16 protein-coding genes are annotated in these 18,237 nt (G+C 57.4%); 2 read left to right on the top strand and 14 right to left on the bottom strand.

Annotation, left to right across the window (positions count from 1 at the left end):
* Positions 1-67: 67 nt before the first annotated feature.
* From menF to ACQG0S_RS15075, 3 genes are all read right to left on the bottom strand, one after another.
* On the bottom strand, positions 68-1,363 hold the full coding sequence (menF, locus tag ACQG0S_RS15065; RefSeq protein ID WP_048966272.1) for an isochorismate synthase MenF: 1,296 nt from the start codon (positions 1,361-1,363) through the stop codon (positions 68-70).
* 86 nt (positions 1,364-1,449) lie between these two features.
* Positions 1,450-1,755 (bottom strand): stress response protein ElaB, encoded by a 306-nt coding sequence (elaB, locus tag ACQG0S_RS15070; RefSeq protein ID WP_022648821.1) that lies wholly within the window; start codon positions 1,753-1,755, stop codon positions 1,450-1,452.
* Positions 1,756-1,805: 50 nt separating this feature from the next.
* Positions 1,806-2,270, bottom strand: coding sequence for a GNAT family N-acetyltransferase (locus ACQG0S_RS15075; protein ID WP_023300622.1), 465 nt, complete (start codon positions 2,268-2,270; stop codon positions 1,806-1,808).
* A 71-nt stretch (positions 2,271-2,341) separates the two neighbouring features.
* Between ACQG0S_RS15075 and rbn the strand changes: the two genes are divergently transcribed.
* Together rbn and ACQG0S_RS15085 are read left to right on the top strand one after the other, a co-directional pair.
* A complete protein-coding gene (gene rbn, locus ACQG0S_RS15080; protein ID WP_022648823.1) occupies positions 2,342-3,259 on the top strand; it encodes a ribonuclease BN in 918 nt (305 codons plus the stop codon).
* Positions 3,260-3,323: 64 nt separating this feature from the next.
* On the top strand, positions 3,324-4,328 hold the full coding sequence (locus ACQG0S_RS15085) for a chemotaxis protein (protein WP_022648824.1): 1,005 nt from the start codon (positions 3,324-3,326) through the stop codon (positions 4,326-4,328).
* A gap of 99 nt (positions 4,329-4,427) precedes the next feature.
* Here ACQG0S_RS15085 and nuoN read toward each other — a convergent pair whose 3' ends face one another.
* The 11 genes from nuoN to nuoC form a co-directional block, all read right to left on the bottom strand.
* Positions 4,428-5,885: an NADH-quinone oxidoreductase subunit NuoN gene (gene nuoN, locus ACQG0S_RS15090; protein WP_022648825.1), complete on the bottom strand. Its 1,458-nt coding sequence runs from the start codon at positions 5,883-5,885 to the stop codon at positions 4,428-4,430.
* A gap of 6 nt (positions 5,886-5,891) precedes the next feature.
* Positions 5,892-7,421: an NADH-quinone oxidoreductase subunit M gene (gene nuoM / locus ACQG0S_RS15095; protein WP_023300624.1), complete on the bottom strand. Its 1,530-nt coding sequence runs from the start codon at positions 7,419-7,421 to the stop codon at positions 5,892-5,894.
* A gap of 160 nt (positions 7,422-7,581) precedes the next feature.
* Positions 7,582-9,423 (bottom strand): NADH-quinone oxidoreductase subunit L, encoded by a 1,842-nt coding sequence (gene nuoL / locus ACQG0S_RS15100; RefSeq protein ID WP_022648827.1) that lies wholly within the window; start codon positions 9,421-9,423, stop codon positions 7,582-7,584.
* Positions 9,420-9,722 (bottom strand): NADH-quinone oxidoreductase subunit NuoK, encoded by a 303-nt coding sequence (nuoK, locus tag ACQG0S_RS15105; protein WP_006176506.1) that lies wholly within the window; start codon positions 9,720-9,722, stop codon positions 9,420-9,422. The genes nuoL and nuoK overlap by 4 nt, the downstream gene beginning before the upstream one ends.
* A complete protein-coding gene (nuoJ, locus tag ACQG0S_RS15110; RefSeq protein ID WP_006176507.1) occupies positions 9,719-10,273 on the bottom strand; it encodes an NADH-quinone oxidoreductase subunit J in 555 nt (184 codons plus the stop codon). Before nuoJ ends, nuoK begins: the two co-directional genes overlap by 4 nt.
* A 10-nt stretch (positions 10,274-10,283) precedes the next feature.
* On the bottom strand, positions 10,284-10,826 hold the full coding sequence (nuoI, locus tag ACQG0S_RS15115) for an NADH-quinone oxidoreductase subunit NuoI (protein WP_003861491.1): 543 nt from the start codon (positions 10,824-10,826) through the stop codon (positions 10,284-10,286).
* A 14-nt stretch (positions 10,827-10,840) separates the two neighbouring features.
* Positions 10,841-11,818 carry an NADH-quinone oxidoreductase subunit NuoH gene (nuoH, locus tag ACQG0S_RS15120; RefSeq protein ID WP_022648828.1) on the bottom strand — a complete coding sequence of 326 codons (978 nt, stop codon included), beginning with the start codon at positions 11,816-11,818 and terminating at the stop codon, positions 10,841-10,843.
* Positions 11,815-14,538 (bottom strand): NADH-quinone oxidoreductase subunit NuoG, encoded by a 2,724-nt coding sequence (gene nuoG, locus ACQG0S_RS15125; protein WP_023300626.1) that lies wholly within the window; start codon positions 14,536-14,538, stop codon positions 11,815-11,817. Before nuoG ends, nuoH begins: the two co-directional genes overlap by 4 nt.
* 54 nt (positions 14,539-14,592) lie before the next feature.
* Positions 14,593-15,930, bottom strand: coding sequence for an NADH-quinone oxidoreductase subunit NuoF (nuoF, locus tag ACQG0S_RS15130; protein ID WP_003861487.1), 1,338 nt, complete (start codon positions 15,928-15,930; stop codon positions 14,593-14,595).
* On the bottom strand, positions 15,927-16,427 hold the full coding sequence (gene nuoE / locus ACQG0S_RS15135; protein ID WP_006176513.1) for an NADH-quinone oxidoreductase subunit NuoE: 501 nt from the start codon (positions 16,425-16,427) through the stop codon (positions 15,927-15,929). The genes nuoF and nuoE overlap by 4 nt, the downstream gene beginning before the upstream one ends.
* A 2-nt stretch (positions 16,428-16,429) precedes the next feature.
* Positions 16,430-18,232, bottom strand: a complete 1,803-nt coding sequence (gene nuoC / locus ACQG0S_RS15140) for an NADH-quinone oxidoreductase subunit C/D (RefSeq protein ID WP_003861484.1) — start codon at positions 18,230-18,232, stop codon at positions 16,430-16,432.
* Between the last annotated feature and the right edge of the window lie 5 nt (positions 18,233-18,237).

The raw sequence follows: 18,237 nt of genomic DNA on the forward strand, positions 1-18,237 counted from the left end.
TGCGACACAGTATAAATAATAGAAAAAGTCAGAATTTTGATATGAATCGGGATTGCACGAATCAGTATTAATCCCTCAGGAGGAGGGAACGCAGCCCGGCGGCCTTATTTTCAATCTCCTGCCACTCCTGCTCTGGATCGGAGCCGCTGACGATGCCCGCCCCCGCATAAAGACGCAGCGCGTCGTCATGAACGCGGGCGGAGCGTAATGCCACGCAGAACTCGCTTTGATCGCGCGATAAATAGCCCGCCGATCCGGCGTACCACTCCCGGTCAAACGGCTCCACTTTCGCAATAAATTCTCGCGCCGCCTGACGCGGCAGCCCGGCTACCGCCGCCGTCGGTTGCAGAATATGCAGACACTGCTCGTCATCAGACTGTTTGAGTTCGGTCCAGATACAGCGGCGTAAATGCTGCACCTTGCGCAGACGCAGCACCTGCGCTGGGAGGATCTCCAGCGTCCGGGTATGGTGCTGAAGACGCTGGCAGATATCTTCCACCACCAGCATATTTTCCCGCTGATTTTTGTCGTCGTTCATCAGCCAGTCGCCCAGACGCTGGGCCTGCTTATCGTCAGAATGGCTGGCGACGGTGCCTGCCAGCGCTTCAGTGCGCAGCAGCATGCCGCGTCGCCGCCAAAGTCGCTCGGGCGTCGAGCCGAGGAACGCGTTGCAGGCGTCAAAGACCATACAAAAATGATAGCAGTTGAGGTTCAGCGCGCGGCTGGCGGCCATTAGCGCGATGGCGTTCACGGGCTGCTGGCACTGCACGTCTGTAGCACGTGCGAGCACCACTTTCTCAAAATCGCCGCGAGCAAGGGTATCCGTCGCCTGACGAATCAACGCCAGCCATTCCGGTTTTTCCGGATGATGGGTTTCCTGCACAATCTGCACGGACAACGGGCGGATCGGCGCGGCGTCGCGCAGGTTATCAATAAACTTCAGTGCGTCACCGGCATCGTCACACAGCGACGTTTCGCTCCACAGTTGCAGGCGCAGCGTGGCGACCCCGCCAGACCGTCGCCAGAGAAGGCGCGGTAAAAACAGCTTTCCCTGTGCCGGGTTGAAGGCGTTCAGGCCGCAGATACGGGTATCATTGGCTACGTCATGGGTGTGCAAAAACCGGGAGGCCGAGGCCAGAGAGTCAAAATGGGCGAGGCTTCCGAGCGCGGCGAGTTCTTCATCACCGCTCCGCTGTTGCCAGTAAAACTGGGGATAGCATCGCTGCACACCCAGCCAGGCCAGCGGATCGAAGGCGTCGTTTAACGGGAAAGAGACATCGAAATGGCGTAAACCGGGTGTAGCGGGTAACGCTTGAGCAAGCTGAGTGCGCAGGCGTTCCAGCGCGATGGAAATCGAATGCACGCGAACCTCTCCCTGTTAAAACCTTACATTATACGGGGTACTGATGATAAATAGCAGTACCCACGTGTAGGGAGGGGTTTACCGGCTTAACGACGGGCTAACAGCAGGCCCAGCACCAGCCCTACGGCCGCACCGACCCCAATGCCCTGCCACGGCTTTTCGTGCACATAATCGTCGGCACGATAAACCGCCTGTTTGGCGCGGTAGTAGTAATTGTCGGATGCGTTGCTGACGCGGTTTTTCACGTCATGCAGCGCCTGCTCGGCGCGGGCTTTAAGCTCAATGTACTTCTGATCGGCAGGATCGCCTGAAGAGCGCAGTACTTCTTCCAGCGTTTCGCTTAACAGCGTTAGATCGTCGTCTGCTCGGGTATCCCAGGATTGAAATGACATATTTTTCTCCATGTTAGTACACCAGTCCGATAACTATAGACAACGTCTCGCTATTGCGCCTGTTTCGCTTCGCGCGCCATACCGATGTGTGGGATGCCATCTTCATCGTAAATGTCCGTGACCGGGGTAAAACCAAAATGGCCATAGAATGATTGCAAATGCGCCTGCGCGCCCAGGTATAACGCCTTGTCTGGCCACCGTTTCAGGCATGCGTCCAGCGTTTTTTCCATCAGTTGATAGCCCAGCTTTTCACCGCGCGCGCTTCCGCTGATAATGACGCGGCCAATGACGACAGGGTCAAAATCCTCTTCGCTTTTCAGAATCCTCGCATACGCCACCAGCTCGTTATCGCGCCAGCCGAGGATGTGCCGGTTCTCGCCGACCAGGTCATCGCCGTCGATATCCTGATACGGGCAGGTTTGTTCAACCACAAAAACTTCGCAGCGCAGTTTGAGCAGGGCGTAGAGTGACTGAATAGTCAGTTCGCTGTGGTGTAGATCTTGCCACTGGATCATGTGTTTCTCCTTCCTGGGGTTCATCACGTTATACTAAACCCCTTCCCATTCGGCAAAGGGCTGATTGCATTATGGAACTGATTTTTCTGGGTACGTCCGCGGGCGTGCCAACCCGCTCACGCAACGTGACGGCGATTCTGCTGGATCTTAAGCATCCTACCCGCGGCGGGCTGTGGCTGTTTGACTGCGGCGAAGGTACGCAGCATCAGTTGCTGCATACCTCATACCACCCGGGGAAAGTGGATAAAATATTTATCACCCATCTGCACGGCGACCATCTGTTTGGCCTGCCGGGCCTGCTGTGTAGCCGTTCGATGGCCGGTAACGCTAACCCGCTGACCATTTATGGCCCTGCGGGTATTCAGGCATTCGTTGAGACCACGCTGCGCCTGAGCGGCTCGTGGACCGATTATCCGCTGGAGGTGGTTGAGATCGGCGAAGGTCTGGTGTTCGACGACGGAGATTACCAGGTGCGCGCTTACCCGCTTAACCATCCGGTGGAATGCTACGGCTATCGCGTTGAGGAGCATGACAAGCCCGGCGCGCTGAACGCCGCCGCGTTGCAGGCCGATGGGGTGAAACCTGGCCCGCTGTTCCAGCGTCTGAAGCACGGCGAGACCGTCACGCTGGAAGACGGGCGCGTCATCAACGGTCAGGATTACCTTGCGCCGCCGCAGCCGGGCAAAAAACTGGCTATTTTTGGGGATACCGCCCCCTGCCCTTCGGCGCTCCGGCTTGCCGGGGGTGTGGATGTGATGGTGCATGAGGCAACGCTGGAAGCGGCGATGGAAGAAAAAGCCAACAGCCGGGGGCACAGCTCAACGCGTCAGGCCGCGCAGCTGGCGCGCGAGGCTGGCGTCCGGAAACTGATTGTCACTCACGTCAGCTCACGCTATGACGTCCGCGGCTGTGAAAGCCTGCTGGCAGAGTGTCGGGAGGTGTTCCCGGCATGCGAGCTGGCGGAAGATTTTGCTCAGGTCAGCGTTTAGTCCTTCATTTTTCCCTCAGGGTGCCGATAACGATTAAAAGGCCAGCATTTCTCTTGAGGGTAGAATGGATAATTTCCAGAAAGATATTGATGACAGGGCGAACCTGACCCAGTCCAACCGTTTTGAACTGTTGCTGTTCCGTCTTGGCACCTCTCTGAACGAAAATAAATCCGAGCTGTTCGGCATCAACGTGTTCAAACTGCGCGAAATTGTGCCGATGCCGACCTTCACCAAACCAGCGGGAATGAAGTCTCCGCTGATGGGGATGGTAAATATTCGCGACCAGGTGATCCCGGTGATCGATCTGGCCGCTGTCGCCGGCTGCAAGCCAGCCACCGGGCTAAACATTTTGCTGATCACCGAATATGCCCGCAGCGTGCAGGCGTTTGCCGTGGAATCGGTGGAGAACATCATGCGTCTCGACTGGAAGCAGGTGCACGCCGCGGAAACCGCCGTCAGCGGTCGCTACATCACCAGCATTGCCTGTCTGGACGAAAAGACCGATACCAACGATCTGGCAATGGTGCTCGACGTGGAGCAGATCCTGTATGACATCACCCCGGCGAACCACGATCTGCACGCCACCCATCTGGAAACCACCAAATTCAACATCAAGCCTGGCTCTGTCGCGATTGTTGCTGAAGACTCGAAAGTAGCGCGCTCAATGCTGGAGAAGGGATTGCAGGCAATGGAGATCCCGGCTCAGTTGCATATCACCGGCAAAGACGCATGGGAGAAAATCACTCAGCTGGCCGCGCAGGCTCAGGCTGAGGGCGTCCCCGTTACCGATAAGATTGCCCTGGTATTAACCGACCTCGAAATGCCGGAGATGGACGGCTTTACGCTGACGCGCAAAATCAAAACTGACCCGGTACTGAAAGATATTCCGGTGGTGATCCACTCGTCTCTTTCCGGCAACGCGAACGAAGATCATATACGCAAAGTGAAGGCTGACGGCTATGTGGCGAAGTTTGAGCTGAATGAGCTGTCGTCGGTGATTGAAGAGGTGCTGGACCGCTCGATGAAGAAGATTGACGGGCCGCTTATAAGCAGGAAGCAGTTAGCTTAGTCGGGTGGCGCTTCGCTTACCCGACCTACAAGACCTGTAGGCCCTGCAAGCGTAGCGCCGCTGGGCAATAAAAAACCCGCCGAGGCGGGTTTTTTGCTTTTACATCAGCGGCATCGCGCGCTGCACAATCTCAATCAGCGGCTGCGGATAGATACCGAAGATTAGCACCAGAAGCGCGGAGATCAGCACCACGATCCCCCCGGCGCTGTACTGCCAGTTGGACGGCGCATCACGGTTGAGCTGCTGAGGCGCGCTCAGGTACAGGCTCACAGCCACACGCAGGTAGTAGTAAAGACCAATCGCGGAGCCGATAACGACACCGGCAGTCAGCCACCACAGACCCGCCTGCACACCGACGGCCAGCACGTAGAACTTACCGATAAAGCCCAGCGTCATCGGGATACCCGCCAGAGAGAGCATCATCACGGTCATTACCGCAGACAGAATCGGACGGTGCCAGAACAGACCACGGTAGGAGAACAGGGAATCTGCATCCGGGCCACGGTACGGGCTGGACATCAGGCTCACCACGCCGAACGCGCCGAGGCTGCTGAACAGGTAACCGGCCAGATACACACCCACGGTTTCCATCGACATCTCACCGCTTTGCAGCGCAATCAGCGCCACCAGCAGGTAGCCCAGATGGGAAATAGAGGAGTAGCCCAGCAGACGCTTAATGTTGGTCTGGCTCAGCGCCATCAGGTTACCGAAGATGATGGAAACGAACGCGATAATGCCCAGCACCACGCGAACCGCTTCGCTGTCACCCACCGGGGCGTACAGGAACAGACGCATGACCACGCCAAAGATAGCGATTTTACTCGCCGTCGCCAGGAAGGTAGAGACCGGCGCTGGCGCACCCTGATAAACGTCTGGCGTCCACAGGTGGAACGGCACCAGAGAGAGTTTAAAGCCAAGGCCAACAATCATCATGCCCAGACCCGCCAGCAGCAGCGGCTCGTGCATCATACCGTCGCCGAGGCTCTTACCGAGCGCCAGGAAGGAGAGGTTACCCGTCTGTGCATACAGCAGCGCGATACCGAACAGCAGGAACGACGACGCAGCAGCGGACAAGATGGTGTACTTGATAGCCGCTTCCAGTGAGCGTTTCTGGCGGAAGGCGTAACCAATCAGGCCGAACAGCGGCAGTGAGATCAGCTCAATACCGAGGAACAGCGCGGCCATGTGGTTCGCGTTCGCCAGCAGAATGCCGCCGAGCGCGGCAATCAGTACCAGCAGGTAAAACTCTTCTTTGTTGTCGTTGTAACCTTCGAGCCACGGGTACGCAAAGGTACAGGTTGCCAGGCTCGCCAGCAGCACCAGACCGGTGTAGAGCATGGCGTAGCCGTCAACGCGCATCAGCGGCGTGACGTCCATTGCGCCCGCCTGGCCAACAAACCAGAGGGAGACTAACGCAGCGTTCAGACCCAGAACGGACAGGGTCGCATTCAGGAAGTGATTGCGTCGCCACGCAATGGAGAGCATCACAACCACCACCGTCAATCCGACGATCAGCAGCGGTAGCAGCGCGATCAGTTGTTGTGGAGTTATTGTCATGGCGAATTACGGCCTTGTAGTAGAAGCAGAATTAACAAACCACTGCTGGATGTTACCCATCGCGGAGTGCGAGGTATCCAGAATCGGCTGCGGATAGAAGCCCAGCAGCACCAGCAGTACGACCAGCAGCAGGATGATGGACAGCTCACGCAGCGACATCCCCGGCAGTTCTTTAGCAGCAATTTCGCTCTTCGCTTTACCGAAGTAGGCGCGGTGCAGCATCGCCAGCGAGTACACGGAGGCGAACACCAGACCAAAGGTGGAGATGACGGTAATCATCGGAACCACTTTGAAGCTGCCGAACAGAATCATAAATTCGCCAACGAAGTTACCGGTACCTGGCATACCCAGGGTGGCAACCGCGAAGAACATGGAGAGTGCAGGCAGCCATTTCATTTTGCCCCACAGGCCGCCCATCATACGCATGTCGCGGGTATGCAGACGTTCGTACAGCTGACCGCACAGGATGAAGAGACCGGCTGCGGACAGACCGTGCGCAATCATCTGGATCACCGCGCCCTGGTACGCCAGCTGGCTACCGGTGTAGATGGCAATCAGTACGAAGCCCATGTGGGAAACGGAGGTGTAAGCAATCAGACGTTTGATGTCGTACTGCGTGAAAGCCATCCATGCACCGTAGAAGATACCGATCACGCCAAGCCACATGGCAATCGGCGCAAACTCTGCGGAGGCGTTCGGGAACAGCGGCAGGGAGAAACGCAGCAGACCGTAGGCCGCCGTTTTCAGCAAGATACCCGCCAGGTCAACGGAACCCGCCGTTGGCGCCTGAGAGTGCGCGTCCGGCAGCCAGCCGTGCAGCGGAACTACCGGCATTTTCACCGCGAAGGCGATGAAGAAGCCCAGCATCAGCAGGTATTCCACACCGTGGGACATCGGGGTCTTCAGCAGATCTTCATAGTTGAAGGTCCAGACGCCGGTGGCGTTGTAATGCACAAACACCAGCGCCAGGATGGCAATCAACATCACCAGACCACTCGCCTGGGTGTAGATGAAGAACTTGGTGGCCGCCGTGATACGCGTTTTACCGTCGGATGCCTTGTGGCCCCACAGCGCGATCAGGAAGTACATCGGCACCAGCATCATCTCCCAGAAGAAGAAGAACAGGAACATGTCGATGGCCAGGAACACGCCGATAACGCCGCCCAGGATCCACATCAGGTTCAGGTGGAAGAAGCCCTGGTATTTTTCGATTTCTCGCCAGGAGCAGAGTACCGCCAGAACGCCGAGCAGACCGGTCAGCACGACCATCAGCAGCGACAGACCGTCAATCGCAAGGTGGATTGTGATACCGAAACGTGGGATCCACGGCAGAATGAACTCAGACTGCCACTGCGGAAGGCCCGCAGACTGGGTCAATGAGTAGCCACCCTGCAACCACAGTTGCAGGCCAAGCGCGAGCGTCAATCCCATGGTGATCAGCGCGATCCAGCGCGGCATCTTCACGCCAAAGCGTTCAGTCTGCCAGCACAGGAAGCCGCCGATGAAGGGAATTAATATTAGCCAGGGTAATAACATGGCGATTTTTATTCCTTGTTAAAGTCCCTCAGGGACCGATTTTCAACGAATTCGACAAAATTCACGTGTTAGTGCGGTTTGTGGTGTCGGGTGACGCTCACGCTTACCCGACCTACGGTCTCGTAGGCCCGGTAAGCGCAGCGCCACCGGGCAAAAACCACTATCGCAACACCATCAGCAGCGCCAGCACGACAACCGCACCGATGCTCATGGATGCCACATACCAGCGCAGATAGCCGTTCTCGCTGTACAGCAGGCCTTTACCTGCAAAGCGAGAGAGGATCGCCGGGATATTCATCAGGCTGTTCAGCGGATCGCGCTTCAACAGCCACGCAATGCCCAGGAACGGCTTCACGAAGATCATGTCGTACAGCCAGTCGAAGCCCCATGCGTTGTACCACCAGGTGCCCAGCAGACGGCCCGGCGCGCTGTTGGCAACGGCAGTCACCAGCGTGCGTTTGCCCAGCCACAGCCATGCGGCAATCAGGATGCCCGCGATAGCCACAACGCCCGAGGTGATTTCAAGCGTCAGAACGCGACCGTGCTCAAGCTCGGTTGTTGCCGGCAGTACGCCCTGCAACGGTGGCACAATCATCGCGCCAACGAAGGTGGAGAGTACCAGCAGCACAATCAGCGGCAGGTGGTGGGTAATCCCCTTCCCTGCGTGGGCGTGAATTTGTTCTTTACCGTGGAAGACGATGAAAATCATACGGAAGGTGTACAGGGAGGTCATAAACGCACCGACCAGACCCGCAACCATCAGATTGATATGACCATTCGCCATGGCGCCCGCCAGGATTTCATCCTTACTGAAGAAGCCTGCGGTAATCAGCGGCAGTGCCGCCAGCGCCGCGCCGCCTACCAGGAAGCAGACATAGACCAGCGGGATGGACTTACGCAGTCCGCCCATTTTGAAGATATTCTGCTCGTGGTGGCAGGCCAGGATCACCGAACCGGATGAGAGGAACAGCAGCGCTTTAAAGAACGCGTGCGTCATCAGGTGGAAAATGGCTGCGTCCCACGCCTGAACGCCCAGCGCCAGGAACATGTAACCAATCTGGCTCATGGTGGAGTACGCGAGAACGCGTTTGATGTCGGTCTGCACCAGCGCGGCAAAGCCTGCCAGCACCAGCGTAACCGCACCGACGATACCCACCAGATGCAGAATTTCCGGGGTCATCAGGAACAGGCCATGGGTACGCGCAATCAGGTAGACACCGGCGGTGACCATGGTCGCGGCGTGGATCAGCGCGGAGACAGGGGTTGGACCCGCCATCGCGTCGGCAAGCCATGTCTGCAACGGCAGCTGTGCGGATTTACCCACAGCACCACCCAGCAGCATCAGCGTTGCCCACCACAGCATGTTGTTGCCTGCTTCGAAGTGCGCTGGCGCCAGTTCCACCATTTCGCGGAAGTTCAGCGTGCCCAGTTCGTTGTAGAGAATGAACAGCGCGAAAGCGAGGAAGACGTCACCCACACGGGTCACGACGAACGCTTTCATGGCCGCTGCGCCATTCTTCGGATCGGTGTAGTAGAAACCGATCAGCAGGTAAGAGCACAGACCCACGCCTTCCCAGCCCAGATACATCAGCAGCAGGTTATCGGCCAGCACCAGAACCACCATGCTGGCGATAAACAGGTTGGTGTAGGCGAAGAAGCGGGAGTATCCCTCTTCACCGCGCATATACCAGGAGGCGAACATATGGATCAGGAAGCCGACGCCGGTGACCACGGAGAGCATGGTCAGAGACAGACCATCCAGCACTAGGTTGAAACCGATGTTGAAGTTACCGACCGACATCCAGTTCCACAGCGGCACGCTGTAGGCCTGACGTCCATTGTTAAAGAAATCGATACCCGCATACGCTGTCACCAGCGCAGCCAGACCGATTGAGCCAATGCCCACGGTGGCAGACAGATTCTCAGACCAGCGGCCGCGAGAAAATGCCAGCAGCACGAAGCCAATCAGCGGAAAAATAATGGTTAAGGCAAGCATGTTCATCCACGCAACTCACTTACTGAATCGATGTTCAGGTTCTGGCGGCGACGATGGAGCTGCAGCAACAGCGCCAGGCCAATACTCGCTTCGGCAGCCGCGAGGCTGATGGCGAGAATGTACATCACCTGACCGTCGGCCTGGCCCCAGTAGCTACCGGCGACCACAAAGGCCAGCGCGGAAGCGTTGATCATTATTTCCAGACCGATCAGCATAAACAGCAGATTGCGGCGGATAACCAGACCGGTTAAGCCCAGAACGAACAAAATCGCAGCGAGGATCAGTCCATGTGTTAAGGGGATCATGCGCGCTCCTCCGTTTTTCTTTTCGCACGGTCATCAGTGCGGTTGCTCAGCACCTCACCAACACGTTCTTCGCGACCGACGTGGAAGGCAACAACCAGGCCCGCCAGCAGCAGCATAGAGGCCAGTTCAACCGCCAGAACGTACGGACCAAACAGCGCAATACCAACAGCCTTGGCGCTGATTGGCGTGCCGTCAATGCCCTGGTCGTTTACGCCCAGAATAGCGTAAACAATCACCACCAGCATGATGGCCGACAAAATTGCCGGGCCAATCCACACCTGCGGTTTTAACCATTGACGTTCCTGCTCAATTTCAGAGCCGCCCAGGTTGAGCATCATCACCACGAACACGAACAGCACCATAATGGCACCCGCGTAGACGATAATTTCCAGCGCACCGGCAAAATGCGCGCCCAGCGCAAAGAACACCCCGGAAATAGCCAGCAGCGAAATGATTAAATACAGCAACGCATGCACCGGATTGGTGTGCGTGATCACTCGCAGCGTAGCCAGGATGGCGATAAGGCCACAGATATAAAAAGCGAATTCCATTGCCCTCTCCTTACGGTAACAGGCTCTTGACGTCGATAGGCTTAGCTTCGTTCTCTGCTTCGCCCTTATCTTTGCCGTCGATTGCCATACCCGCCATCCGGTAGAAGTTATATTCCGGGTATTTGCCCGGACCGGAAATCAGCAGATCCTCTTTCTCGTACACCAGGTCCTGACGCTTGTACTCACCCAGCTCGAAGTCTGGAGTCAGCTGAATCGCCGTGGTTGGGCACGCTTCTTCACACAGACCGCAGAAAATGCAGCGTGAGAAGTTGATGCGGAAGAACTCAGGGTACCAGCGGCCGTCTACCGTCTCGGCTTTCTGCAGAGAGATACAGCCTACCGGACACGCTACCGCACACAGGTTACAGGCTACGCAGCGCTCGGAACCGTCCGGGTCGCGCGTCAGCACGATACGGCCACGGTAGCGCGGCGGCAGATATACCGGCTCTTCCGGATACATCCGGGTTTCGCGTTTGGCAAACGCGTGCAGGCCGATCATCCAGATACTGCGTACCTGGGTGCCAAAGCCTACGAGTAATTCTTTTAAGGTCATGATCTCAAAGCCCCTTATGGCTGCTGCCAGAGAATGACAGCCGCCGTTACCAACAAGTTGACGAGCGTCAGCGGCAGGCACACTTTCCAGCCGAAGGACATTACCTGGTCATAACGCGGACGCGGTAAGGACGCACGAATCAAAATGAACATCATCATGAAGAACGCGGTTTTCAGCGCGAACCAGATGAACGGCGGTAAGAACGGGCCATGCCAGCCACCAAAGAACAGCGTTACCATCAACGCGGAAATGGTGACGATACCGATGTACTCGCCCACGAAGAACAGACCGAATTTCATACCGGAATATTCAATGTGGTAACCGTCGGCCAGTTCCTGTTCGGCTTCTGGCTGGTCAAACGGGTGACGGTGACACACCGCCACGCCCGCGATAGCAAAGGTCACAAAGCCAAAGAACTGCGGGATAACGTTCCAGATGTCGGCCTGGTTGTTGACGATGTCGGTCATGTTGAATGAACCGGCCTGCGCCACCACGCCCATCAGGGAGAGCCCCAGGAACACTTCGTAGCTCAGCGTCTGCGCGGAAGCACGCATCGCACCCAGCAGCGAGTATTTGTTGTTACTGGACCAGCCTGCGAACAGCACCGCGTACACCGCGAGGCCTGCCATCATCAGGAAGAACAGAATGCCGATGTTCAGGTCAGCCACCACCCAGGTCGGGCTGACGGGAACGATAGCAAACGCCAGCAGCAGCGAGGTAAAGGCGATCATCGGCGCCAGCGTAAAGATCACGCGGTCCGAGAAGCGCGGAACCCAGTCCTCTTTAAAGAACATCTTGATCATGTCCGCCACCAGCTGGAGTGAACCACCCCAGCCCACGCGGTTCGGTCCGTAACGGTTCTGGAACAGACCGAGCAGACGACGTTCACCAAAGCTCATGAACGCGCCGCAGGTGACGACCACCAGCAGAATGACGACCGCTTTCAGAATGCTCAGCAGGATGTCGATAAGATCCGGCGTTAACCAACTCATGCTTTTGCCTCCTGAAGGTTATCAAGATGCGCACCCGCCAGGACCGGCGCGATGCCAGGCATACCCATCGGCAGACCCACCTGCCCTGCTGACAGGCTTTCAGAAATAATCAGCGGCAGGCTGATTGTCTGGCCGTCGTAGCTAAAGGCAATGTTCGCACCCGCGTTAACGCCAAGCTTCGCGGCATCCGCCGGGTTGAGCTTGATGTACGGCTGCGGCATACGCTGCTGGAATACCGGAGAACGCTGGGACATTTCGTCGCTACCGAACAGATGGTAGTACGGCGCAATACGCCAGTGGCCTTCCTGAGCCTGGAAACGTTCCGGAACGGTAGAGAAGAAGTCCAGATCGGTTTCGGAGGCTTCAATCAGACGCACGCCCGGATCGCCGTGGCGCAGATGACCACCCACTTCAGCCTGGAATTTGTTCCATGCCTGTGGGGAGTTCCAGCCCGGTGCCCATGCAAACGGGATTTGCGAACGCGGCGCAGACGGCTGGTTGTTCCCTTCCATCGAGAAGGCGAACATGGTGTCTTTATCCTGCGGCTGACGCGGTTCGTGCACGCTGATGTTGGCACGCATCGCAGTACGACCGCTGTAGCGGTGCGGCTCACGCGCCAGTTTCTGGCCGCGAATACGGAAGCTTGCGTCAGGCGCGGCGTCTTTAATGCCCGCCAGCTGAGGCAGTTTCTCAACAACCGCGTCGATAACGTGGTCGAGCTGCGTCCAGTCCACTTCACGGCTCTGCACGGTGCTGTGCAGAGAGTGCAGCCAGCGCCAGCTTTCCAGCATCACGGTGTTGCTGTCGTAGTAGGCCGGGTCATAAACCTGGAAGAAGCGCTGTGCGCGGCCTTCGTTGTTGATCACCGTCCCGTCGCTTTCTGCGAAGCTTGCAGCAGAGAGCACCAGGTGTGCTTTGTCCATGATCGCGGTGCGCTGATGGTCGATAACCATCACCAGCGGTGCTTTGGAGAGCGCGGCGTCAACGCGAGCGGCGGAAGCGTGGCGATGCAGGTCATTTTCCAGCACTACCACCGCATCAGCAGAACCGGATTCCAGTTCGCTTAACGCTTCTTCCAGCGAGCCGCCACCAATCATGCCCAGTCCGATGCTGTTCACCGCACGGGCAATCATGGTCACACCGACGTCAGCGCCACGGCCCTTCAGGGCTTTGGCAACGTTCGCTGCGGCCTGAATGATTTCAGCGCTACCGGCGTTGGTACCGGAAATGATCAGTGGTTTTTTCGCCCCCGCCAGCGCCTGAACAATCACGTCGACCTTGTTCTGCAGGTCGCGATCCAGTTCAACGGCCGGCGAGTTGCTGTCCAGCGCGTGGGCAATGGCAAAGCCGAGGCGCGCCTGATCTTCAACCGGCGCGCAGTAGGTCCACGCGGCGATATCGTCCAGACGGGTGTTGTCGACGTTAGTCACAAACAGAGGATGCTTCGCGCGCTGGCCGATGTTGAGGATCGCCGCAATCTGCCAGTCAGCCACTTTCTGCGCTGCTGCCATTTCACGTGCTTTGCCCTTCACCGCCTGACGAACCGCCAGAGCCGCGCGTGCGCCGGTCTGCGTCAGGTCTTCCCCGAGCACCAGAACCGCATCATAGGATTCGATTTCGCGCAGCGCAGGCGTGTGTACACCGCCTTCACGCAGCACTTTCAGCACCAGTTGCAGACGTTCCTGCTCGCCATGGGCGATACCGGTATAGAAGTTTTCCGCCCCAACCAGCTCGCGCAGCGCGAAGTTGCTTTCGATGCTGGCGCGCGGGGAGCCGATGCCGATCACTTTCTTCGACTGGCGCAGAATATCTGCCGCGCCCTGCATCGCCTGTTCAGCGTTGAGGGTAATGACGTCGTCGCCACGGCGCTGAACCGGCTGACGCGGACGGTCTTTCAGGTTCACATAGCCATAGCCAAAACGACCGCGATCGCAGAGGAAGTAGTGGTTAACGGTACCGTTGTAACGGTTTTCGATACGACGCAGTTCACCGTAACGTTCACCCGGGCTGGTGTTACAGCCGAGGGAGCACTGCTGGCAGATGCTTGGCGCAAACTGCATGTCCCATTTACGGTTGTAACGCTCGGAGTGGGTTTTATCCGTGAACACGCCGGTCGGGCAGATTTCTACCAGGTTACCGGAGAATTCGCTTTCAAGCGTACCGTCTTCCGGACGACCGAAGTAAACGTTGTCATGCGCGCCATACACGCCCAGATCCTGACCGTCTGCATAATCTTTGTAGTAACGCACGCAGCGGTAGCAGGCGATGCAGCGGTTCATTTCGTGAGAGATGAACGGCCCCAGATCCTGATTTCGGTGGGTACGCTTGGTAAAGCGATAGCGACGGAAGCTGTGACCGGTCATGACGGTCATATCCTGAAGGTGGCAGTTACCCCCCTCCTCACACACCGGACAGTCGTGTGGGTGGTTGGTCATCAACCACTCCACTACGCTTTCGCGGAACTGTTTGGCTTCTTCGTCATCAATCGAAATAAAAGTGCCTTCGGTGGCTGGCGTCATACAGGACATCACCAGTCGACCACGCGTGTCTTCCGCGTTTTGATATTGCTTCACCGCACACTGGCGGCAAGCACCGACGCTGCCCAGCGCCGGATGCCAGCAAAAGTACGGAATATCGAGGCCAAGAGACAGACAAGCTTCCAGCAGGTTGTCCGCCCCGTTGACTTCGTATTCTTTGCCGTCTACATGAATCGTAGCCATTAGCATGCTTCCAGTTGGCTCGGCCGAAACCGAGCGTTAATCAAAATTCTGTTTTTACCAGCGTGCTTTCAGCAGGTTCGGCTGAATACCATTGATAGAATGGGTATTGCTGAACGGCTGCTTGATGCCTGCTTCGAATTCGTCGCGGAAATATTTAATCGCGCTCTGCAGCGGCTCGACGGCACCCGGTGCGTGGGCACAGAAGGTTTTACCTGGCCCTAAGAATCGACACAGTTGCTCAAGTGTCTCGATATCGCCAGGCTGGCCTTCGCCACGTTCGATAGCGCGCAGGATCTTCACGCTCCACGGTAGACCGTCACGGCATGGTGTACACCAGCCGCAGGACTCGCGGGCGAAGAACTCTTCCAGGTTACGCACCAGGGATACCATGCCGATCTCGTGGTCGACGGCCATCGCCAGCGCGGTACCCAGACGGCTGCCTGCTTTACCAATGCTTTCGAACTCCATTGGCAGGTCAAGGTGGGCTTCGGTTAAGAAGTCTGTCCCTGCCCCACCCGGCTGCCAGGCTTTGAATTTCAGGCCATCGCGCATGCCGCCGGCGTAGTCTTCAAGAATTTCACGTGCGGTGGTGCCGAACGGCAGCTCCCAGACGCCGGGATTCTTCACGCGACCGGAGAAGCCCATCAGCTTGGTACCGGCATCTTTACTTGATGAGATGCCCTGATACCACTCCACGCCGTTCGCAAGGATAGCCGGAACGTTACACAGGGTTTCGACGTTGTTTACACAGGTCGGTTTACCCCACACGCCGGAGCTTGCCGGGAACGGTGGCTTGGAGCGCGGGTTCGCGCGGCGGCCTTCCAGGGAGTTAATTAGCGCGGTTTCTTCACCGCAGATATAACGCCCGGCACCGGTGTGCACGAACAGCTCGAAGTCAAACCCGGTGCCCAGGATGTTTTTACCCAGCAGTCCGGCTTCAGTGGCTTCGGCAATCGCGCGACGCAGGTTTTCAGCCGCTTCGATGTATTCGCCGCGCAGGAAGATGTAGCCACGGTACGCTTTCAGCGCGAACGCGGAGATCAGCATGCCTTCCACCAGCAGGTGCGGCAGCTGTTCCATCAGCAGGCGGTCTTTATAGGTACCCGGCTCCATTTCATCGGCGTTACACAGCAGGTAACGGATGTTCATGGATTCATCTTTCGGCATCAGGCTCCACTTCAGACCGGTGGAGAAGCCCGCACCGCCGCGCCCTTTCAGGCCAGACTCTTTCACCGCATTAACGATGTCGTCTGGCGCCATGCCGCCGAGGGCTTTACGCGCACCGGCATAGCCGTTTTTGCTCTGATATTCGTCGAGCCAGACCGGCTGTTTGTCATCGCGCAGACGCCAGGTCAGCGGATGCGTCTCAGCAGTACGAATTACAGTTTTCATTTGTACTGCTCCAGCAGGTCAGGAATCGCTTCCGGCGTCAGATGGCTGTGAGTGTCCTCATCAATCATCATGGTCGGTCCCTTGTCGCAGTTACCCAGGCAGCAGGTTGGCAGCAGGGTAAAGCGTCCGTCGAACGTGGTCTGGCCCGGCTTAATATTAAGTTTCTTCTCAATCGCAGCCTGAATGCCCTGATAACCGGTAATGTGGCAGACAACGCTGTCACAGTAGCGGATCACATGGCGGCCGACCGGCTGACGGAAGATCTGGCTGTAGAACGTGGCTACGCCTTCTACGTCACTTGCCGGAATGCCCAGCACTTTTGCGATCTCATAGATCGCCCCATCCGGCACCCAACCACGCTGTTTCTGTACGATTTTCAGCGCTTCAATGGACGCCGCACGCGGGTCTTCGTAGTGGTGCATCTCGTGCTCAATGGCGGCACGCTCTGCTTCACTCAGCTCAAAAGCCTCGGTTTGTGGTTGTTGATTCTCGTGCATAATTAGCGGTCCACATCTGACATAACAAAATCGATACTACCCAGATACACAATCAGGTCGGAGACCAGACTGCCGCGAATGGCGGCCGGGATCTGCTGCAGGTGCGCAAAGCTTGGCGTACGCACGCGGGTACGGTAGCTCATGGTGCTGCCGTCGCTGGTGAGGTAGTAGCTGTTGATACCCTTGGTCGCTTCAATCATCTGGAAGGATTCTTGTGCCGGCATGACCGGGCCCCAGGAAACCTGCAAGAAGTGGGTGATCAGGGTTTCGATATGTTGCAGCGTGCGCTCTTTCGGTGGCGGCGTCGTCAGCGGGTGATCCGCCTTGAACGGGCCTTCCGGCATGTTGTTGAGGCACTGCTCAAGGATGCGCAGGCTCTGGCGCAGCTCTTCCACTTTCAGCATCACGCGGGTGTAGCAGTCGGAAACGCCGCCGCCAACCGGGACTTCAAAGTCGAAGTTCTCGTAGCCAGAGTAAGGACGGGCTTTACGCACGTCGAAATCAATACCGGTTGCGCGCAGGCCAGCACCTGTGGTTCCCCACTCCAGCGCCTCTTTCGCGCCGTAGGCGGCAACGCCCTGGGAGCGGCCTTTCAGGATGGAGTTACGCAGCGCGGCTTTCTCGTAAGACGCCAGACGTTTCGGCATCCAGTCGAGGAATTCACGCAGCAGGCGGTCCCAGCCGCGCGGCAGATCGTGCGCCACGCCGCCGATGCGGAACCAGGCCGGGTGCATACGGAAACCGGTAATCGCTTCCACCAGATCGTAGATTTTCTGACGGTCGGTAAAGGCGAAGAAGACCGGCGTCATCGCGCCGACGTCCTGAATGAACGTGGAGATGTACAGCAGGTGGCTGTTAATACGGAACAGTTCAGACAGCATCACGCGAATCACGTTAACGCGATCCGGGACGGTGATGCCTGCCAGTTTCTCAACGGCCAGCACGTATGGCATCTCGTTTACGCAGCCGCCGAGGTATTCGATACGGTCAGTATACGGAATGTAGCTGTGCCAGGACTGACGCTCGCCCATCTTCTCGGCACCACGGTGGTGATAGCCGATGTCAGGCACGCAGTCGACAATTTCTTCGCCGTCAAGCTGAAGGATAATACGGAATGCACCGTGCGCAGAGGGGTGGTTTGGACCGAGGTTGAGGAACATGAAGTCCTCGTTTTCGGTGCCGCGCTTCATGCCCCAGTCTTCCGGCTTGAAGGTCAGCGCTTCCATCTCCAGATCCTGCTTGGCTTTGGTCAGCTCAAACGGGTCGAATTCAGTGGCGCGTGCCGGGTAGTCTTTACGCAGCGGGTGGCCGGTCCAGGTCTGCGGCATCATGATGCGCGTCAGATGCGGGTGGCCGTCGAATGTCATGCCGAACATTTCCCAGGTTTCACGCTCGTACCAGTTAGCGTTTGGGAAAAGTTTGGTGATCGTCGGCAGATGCATGTCGTTTTCAGACAATGCCACCTTGAGCATGATATCCGTGTTGCGGTCTATTGAGATCAGGTGGTAGAAAACGGAAAAATCCGCAGCAGGGAGACCCTGGCGGTGCGTTCTCAGACGTTCGTCCATGCCGTGTAAGTCAAACAGCATGACGTAAGGTTTTGGCAATTTCTTGAGGAAATCGACAACTTCCAGTAATTGCTCACGCTTCACCCAAACAACGGGTACCCCGGTGCGGGTGGCCTGAACAGTAAAGGCATCCGGCCCAAAACGGTTGCGCAGTTCGCCAATGACGGGGTCATCGAGATGATCCCGGGTCTGCCAGGCGGCTTCTTGCGCGGTTAAGTCGGTCATATTGTTCACCATTGCAA

It is taken from the genome of Enterobacter cloacae complex sp. 418I7 (assembly GCF_050030705.1).
GTDB lineage: Bacteria > Pseudomonadota > Gammaproteobacteria > Enterobacterales > Enterobacteriaceae > Enterobacter > Enterobacter intestinihominis.

What these genes read in the sequence shown, in the direction of transcription:
- rbn (WP_022648823.1), top strand. Translation starts at nt 2,342, where the DNA reads ATGGAACTGATTTTTCTGGGTACGTCCGCGGGCGTGCCAACCCGCTCA.
- nuoC (WP_003861484.1), bottom strand. Translation starts at nt 18,232, where the DNA reads ATGGTGAACAATATGACCGACTTAACCGCGCAAGAAGCCGCCTGGCAG.
- nuoF (WP_003861487.1), bottom strand. Translation starts at nt 15,930, where the DNA reads ATGAAAACTGTAATTCGTACTGCTGAGACGCATCCGCTGACCTGGCGT.
- nuoH (WP_022648828.1), bottom strand. Translation starts at nt 11,818, where the DNA reads ATGAGTTGGTTAACGCCGGATCTTATCGACATCCTGCTGAGCATTCTG.
- elaB (WP_022648821.1), bottom strand. Translation starts at nt 1,755, where the DNA reads ATGTCATTTCAATCCTGGGATACCCGAGCAGACGACGATCTAACGCTG.
- nuoG (WP_023300626.1), bottom strand. Translation starts at nt 14,538, where the DNA reads ATGGCTACGATTCATGTAGACGGCAAAGAATACGAAGTCAACGGGGCG.
- nuoL (WP_022648827.1), bottom strand. Translation starts at nt 9,423, where the DNA reads ATGAACATGCTTGCCTTAACCATTATTTTTCCGCTGATTGGCTTCGTG.
- ACQG0S_RS15075 (WP_023300622.1), bottom strand. Translation starts at nt 2,270, where the DNA reads ATGATCCAGTGGCAAGATCTACACCACAGCGAACTGACTATTCAGTCA.
- nuoN (WP_022648825.1), bottom strand. Translation starts at nt 5,885, where the DNA reads ATGACAATAACTCCACAACAACTGATCGCGCTGCTACCGCTGCTGATC.
- nuoJ (WP_006176507.1), bottom strand. Translation starts at nt 10,273, where the DNA reads ATGGAATTCGCTTTTTATATCTGTGGCCTTATCGCCATCCTGGCTACG.
- nuoM (WP_023300624.1), bottom strand. Translation starts at nt 7,421, where the DNA reads ATGTTATTACCCTGGCTAATATTAATTCCCTTCATCGGCGGCTTCCTG.
- nuoE (WP_006176513.1), bottom strand. Translation starts at nt 16,427, where the DNA reads ATGCACGAGAATCAACAACCACAAACCGAGGCTTTTGAGCTGAGTGAA.
- nuoK (WP_006176506.1), bottom strand. Translation starts at nt 9,722, where the DNA reads ATGATCCCCTTAACACATGGACTGATCCTCGCTGCGATTTTGTTCGTT.
- ACQG0S_RS15085 (WP_022648824.1), top strand. Translation starts at nt 3,324, where the DNA reads ATGGATAATTTCCAGAAAGATATTGATGACAGGGCGAACCTGACCCAG.
- nuoI (WP_003861491.1), bottom strand. Translation starts at nt 10,826, where the DNA reads ATGACCTTAAAAGAATTACTCGTAGGCTTTGGCACCCAGGTACGCAGT.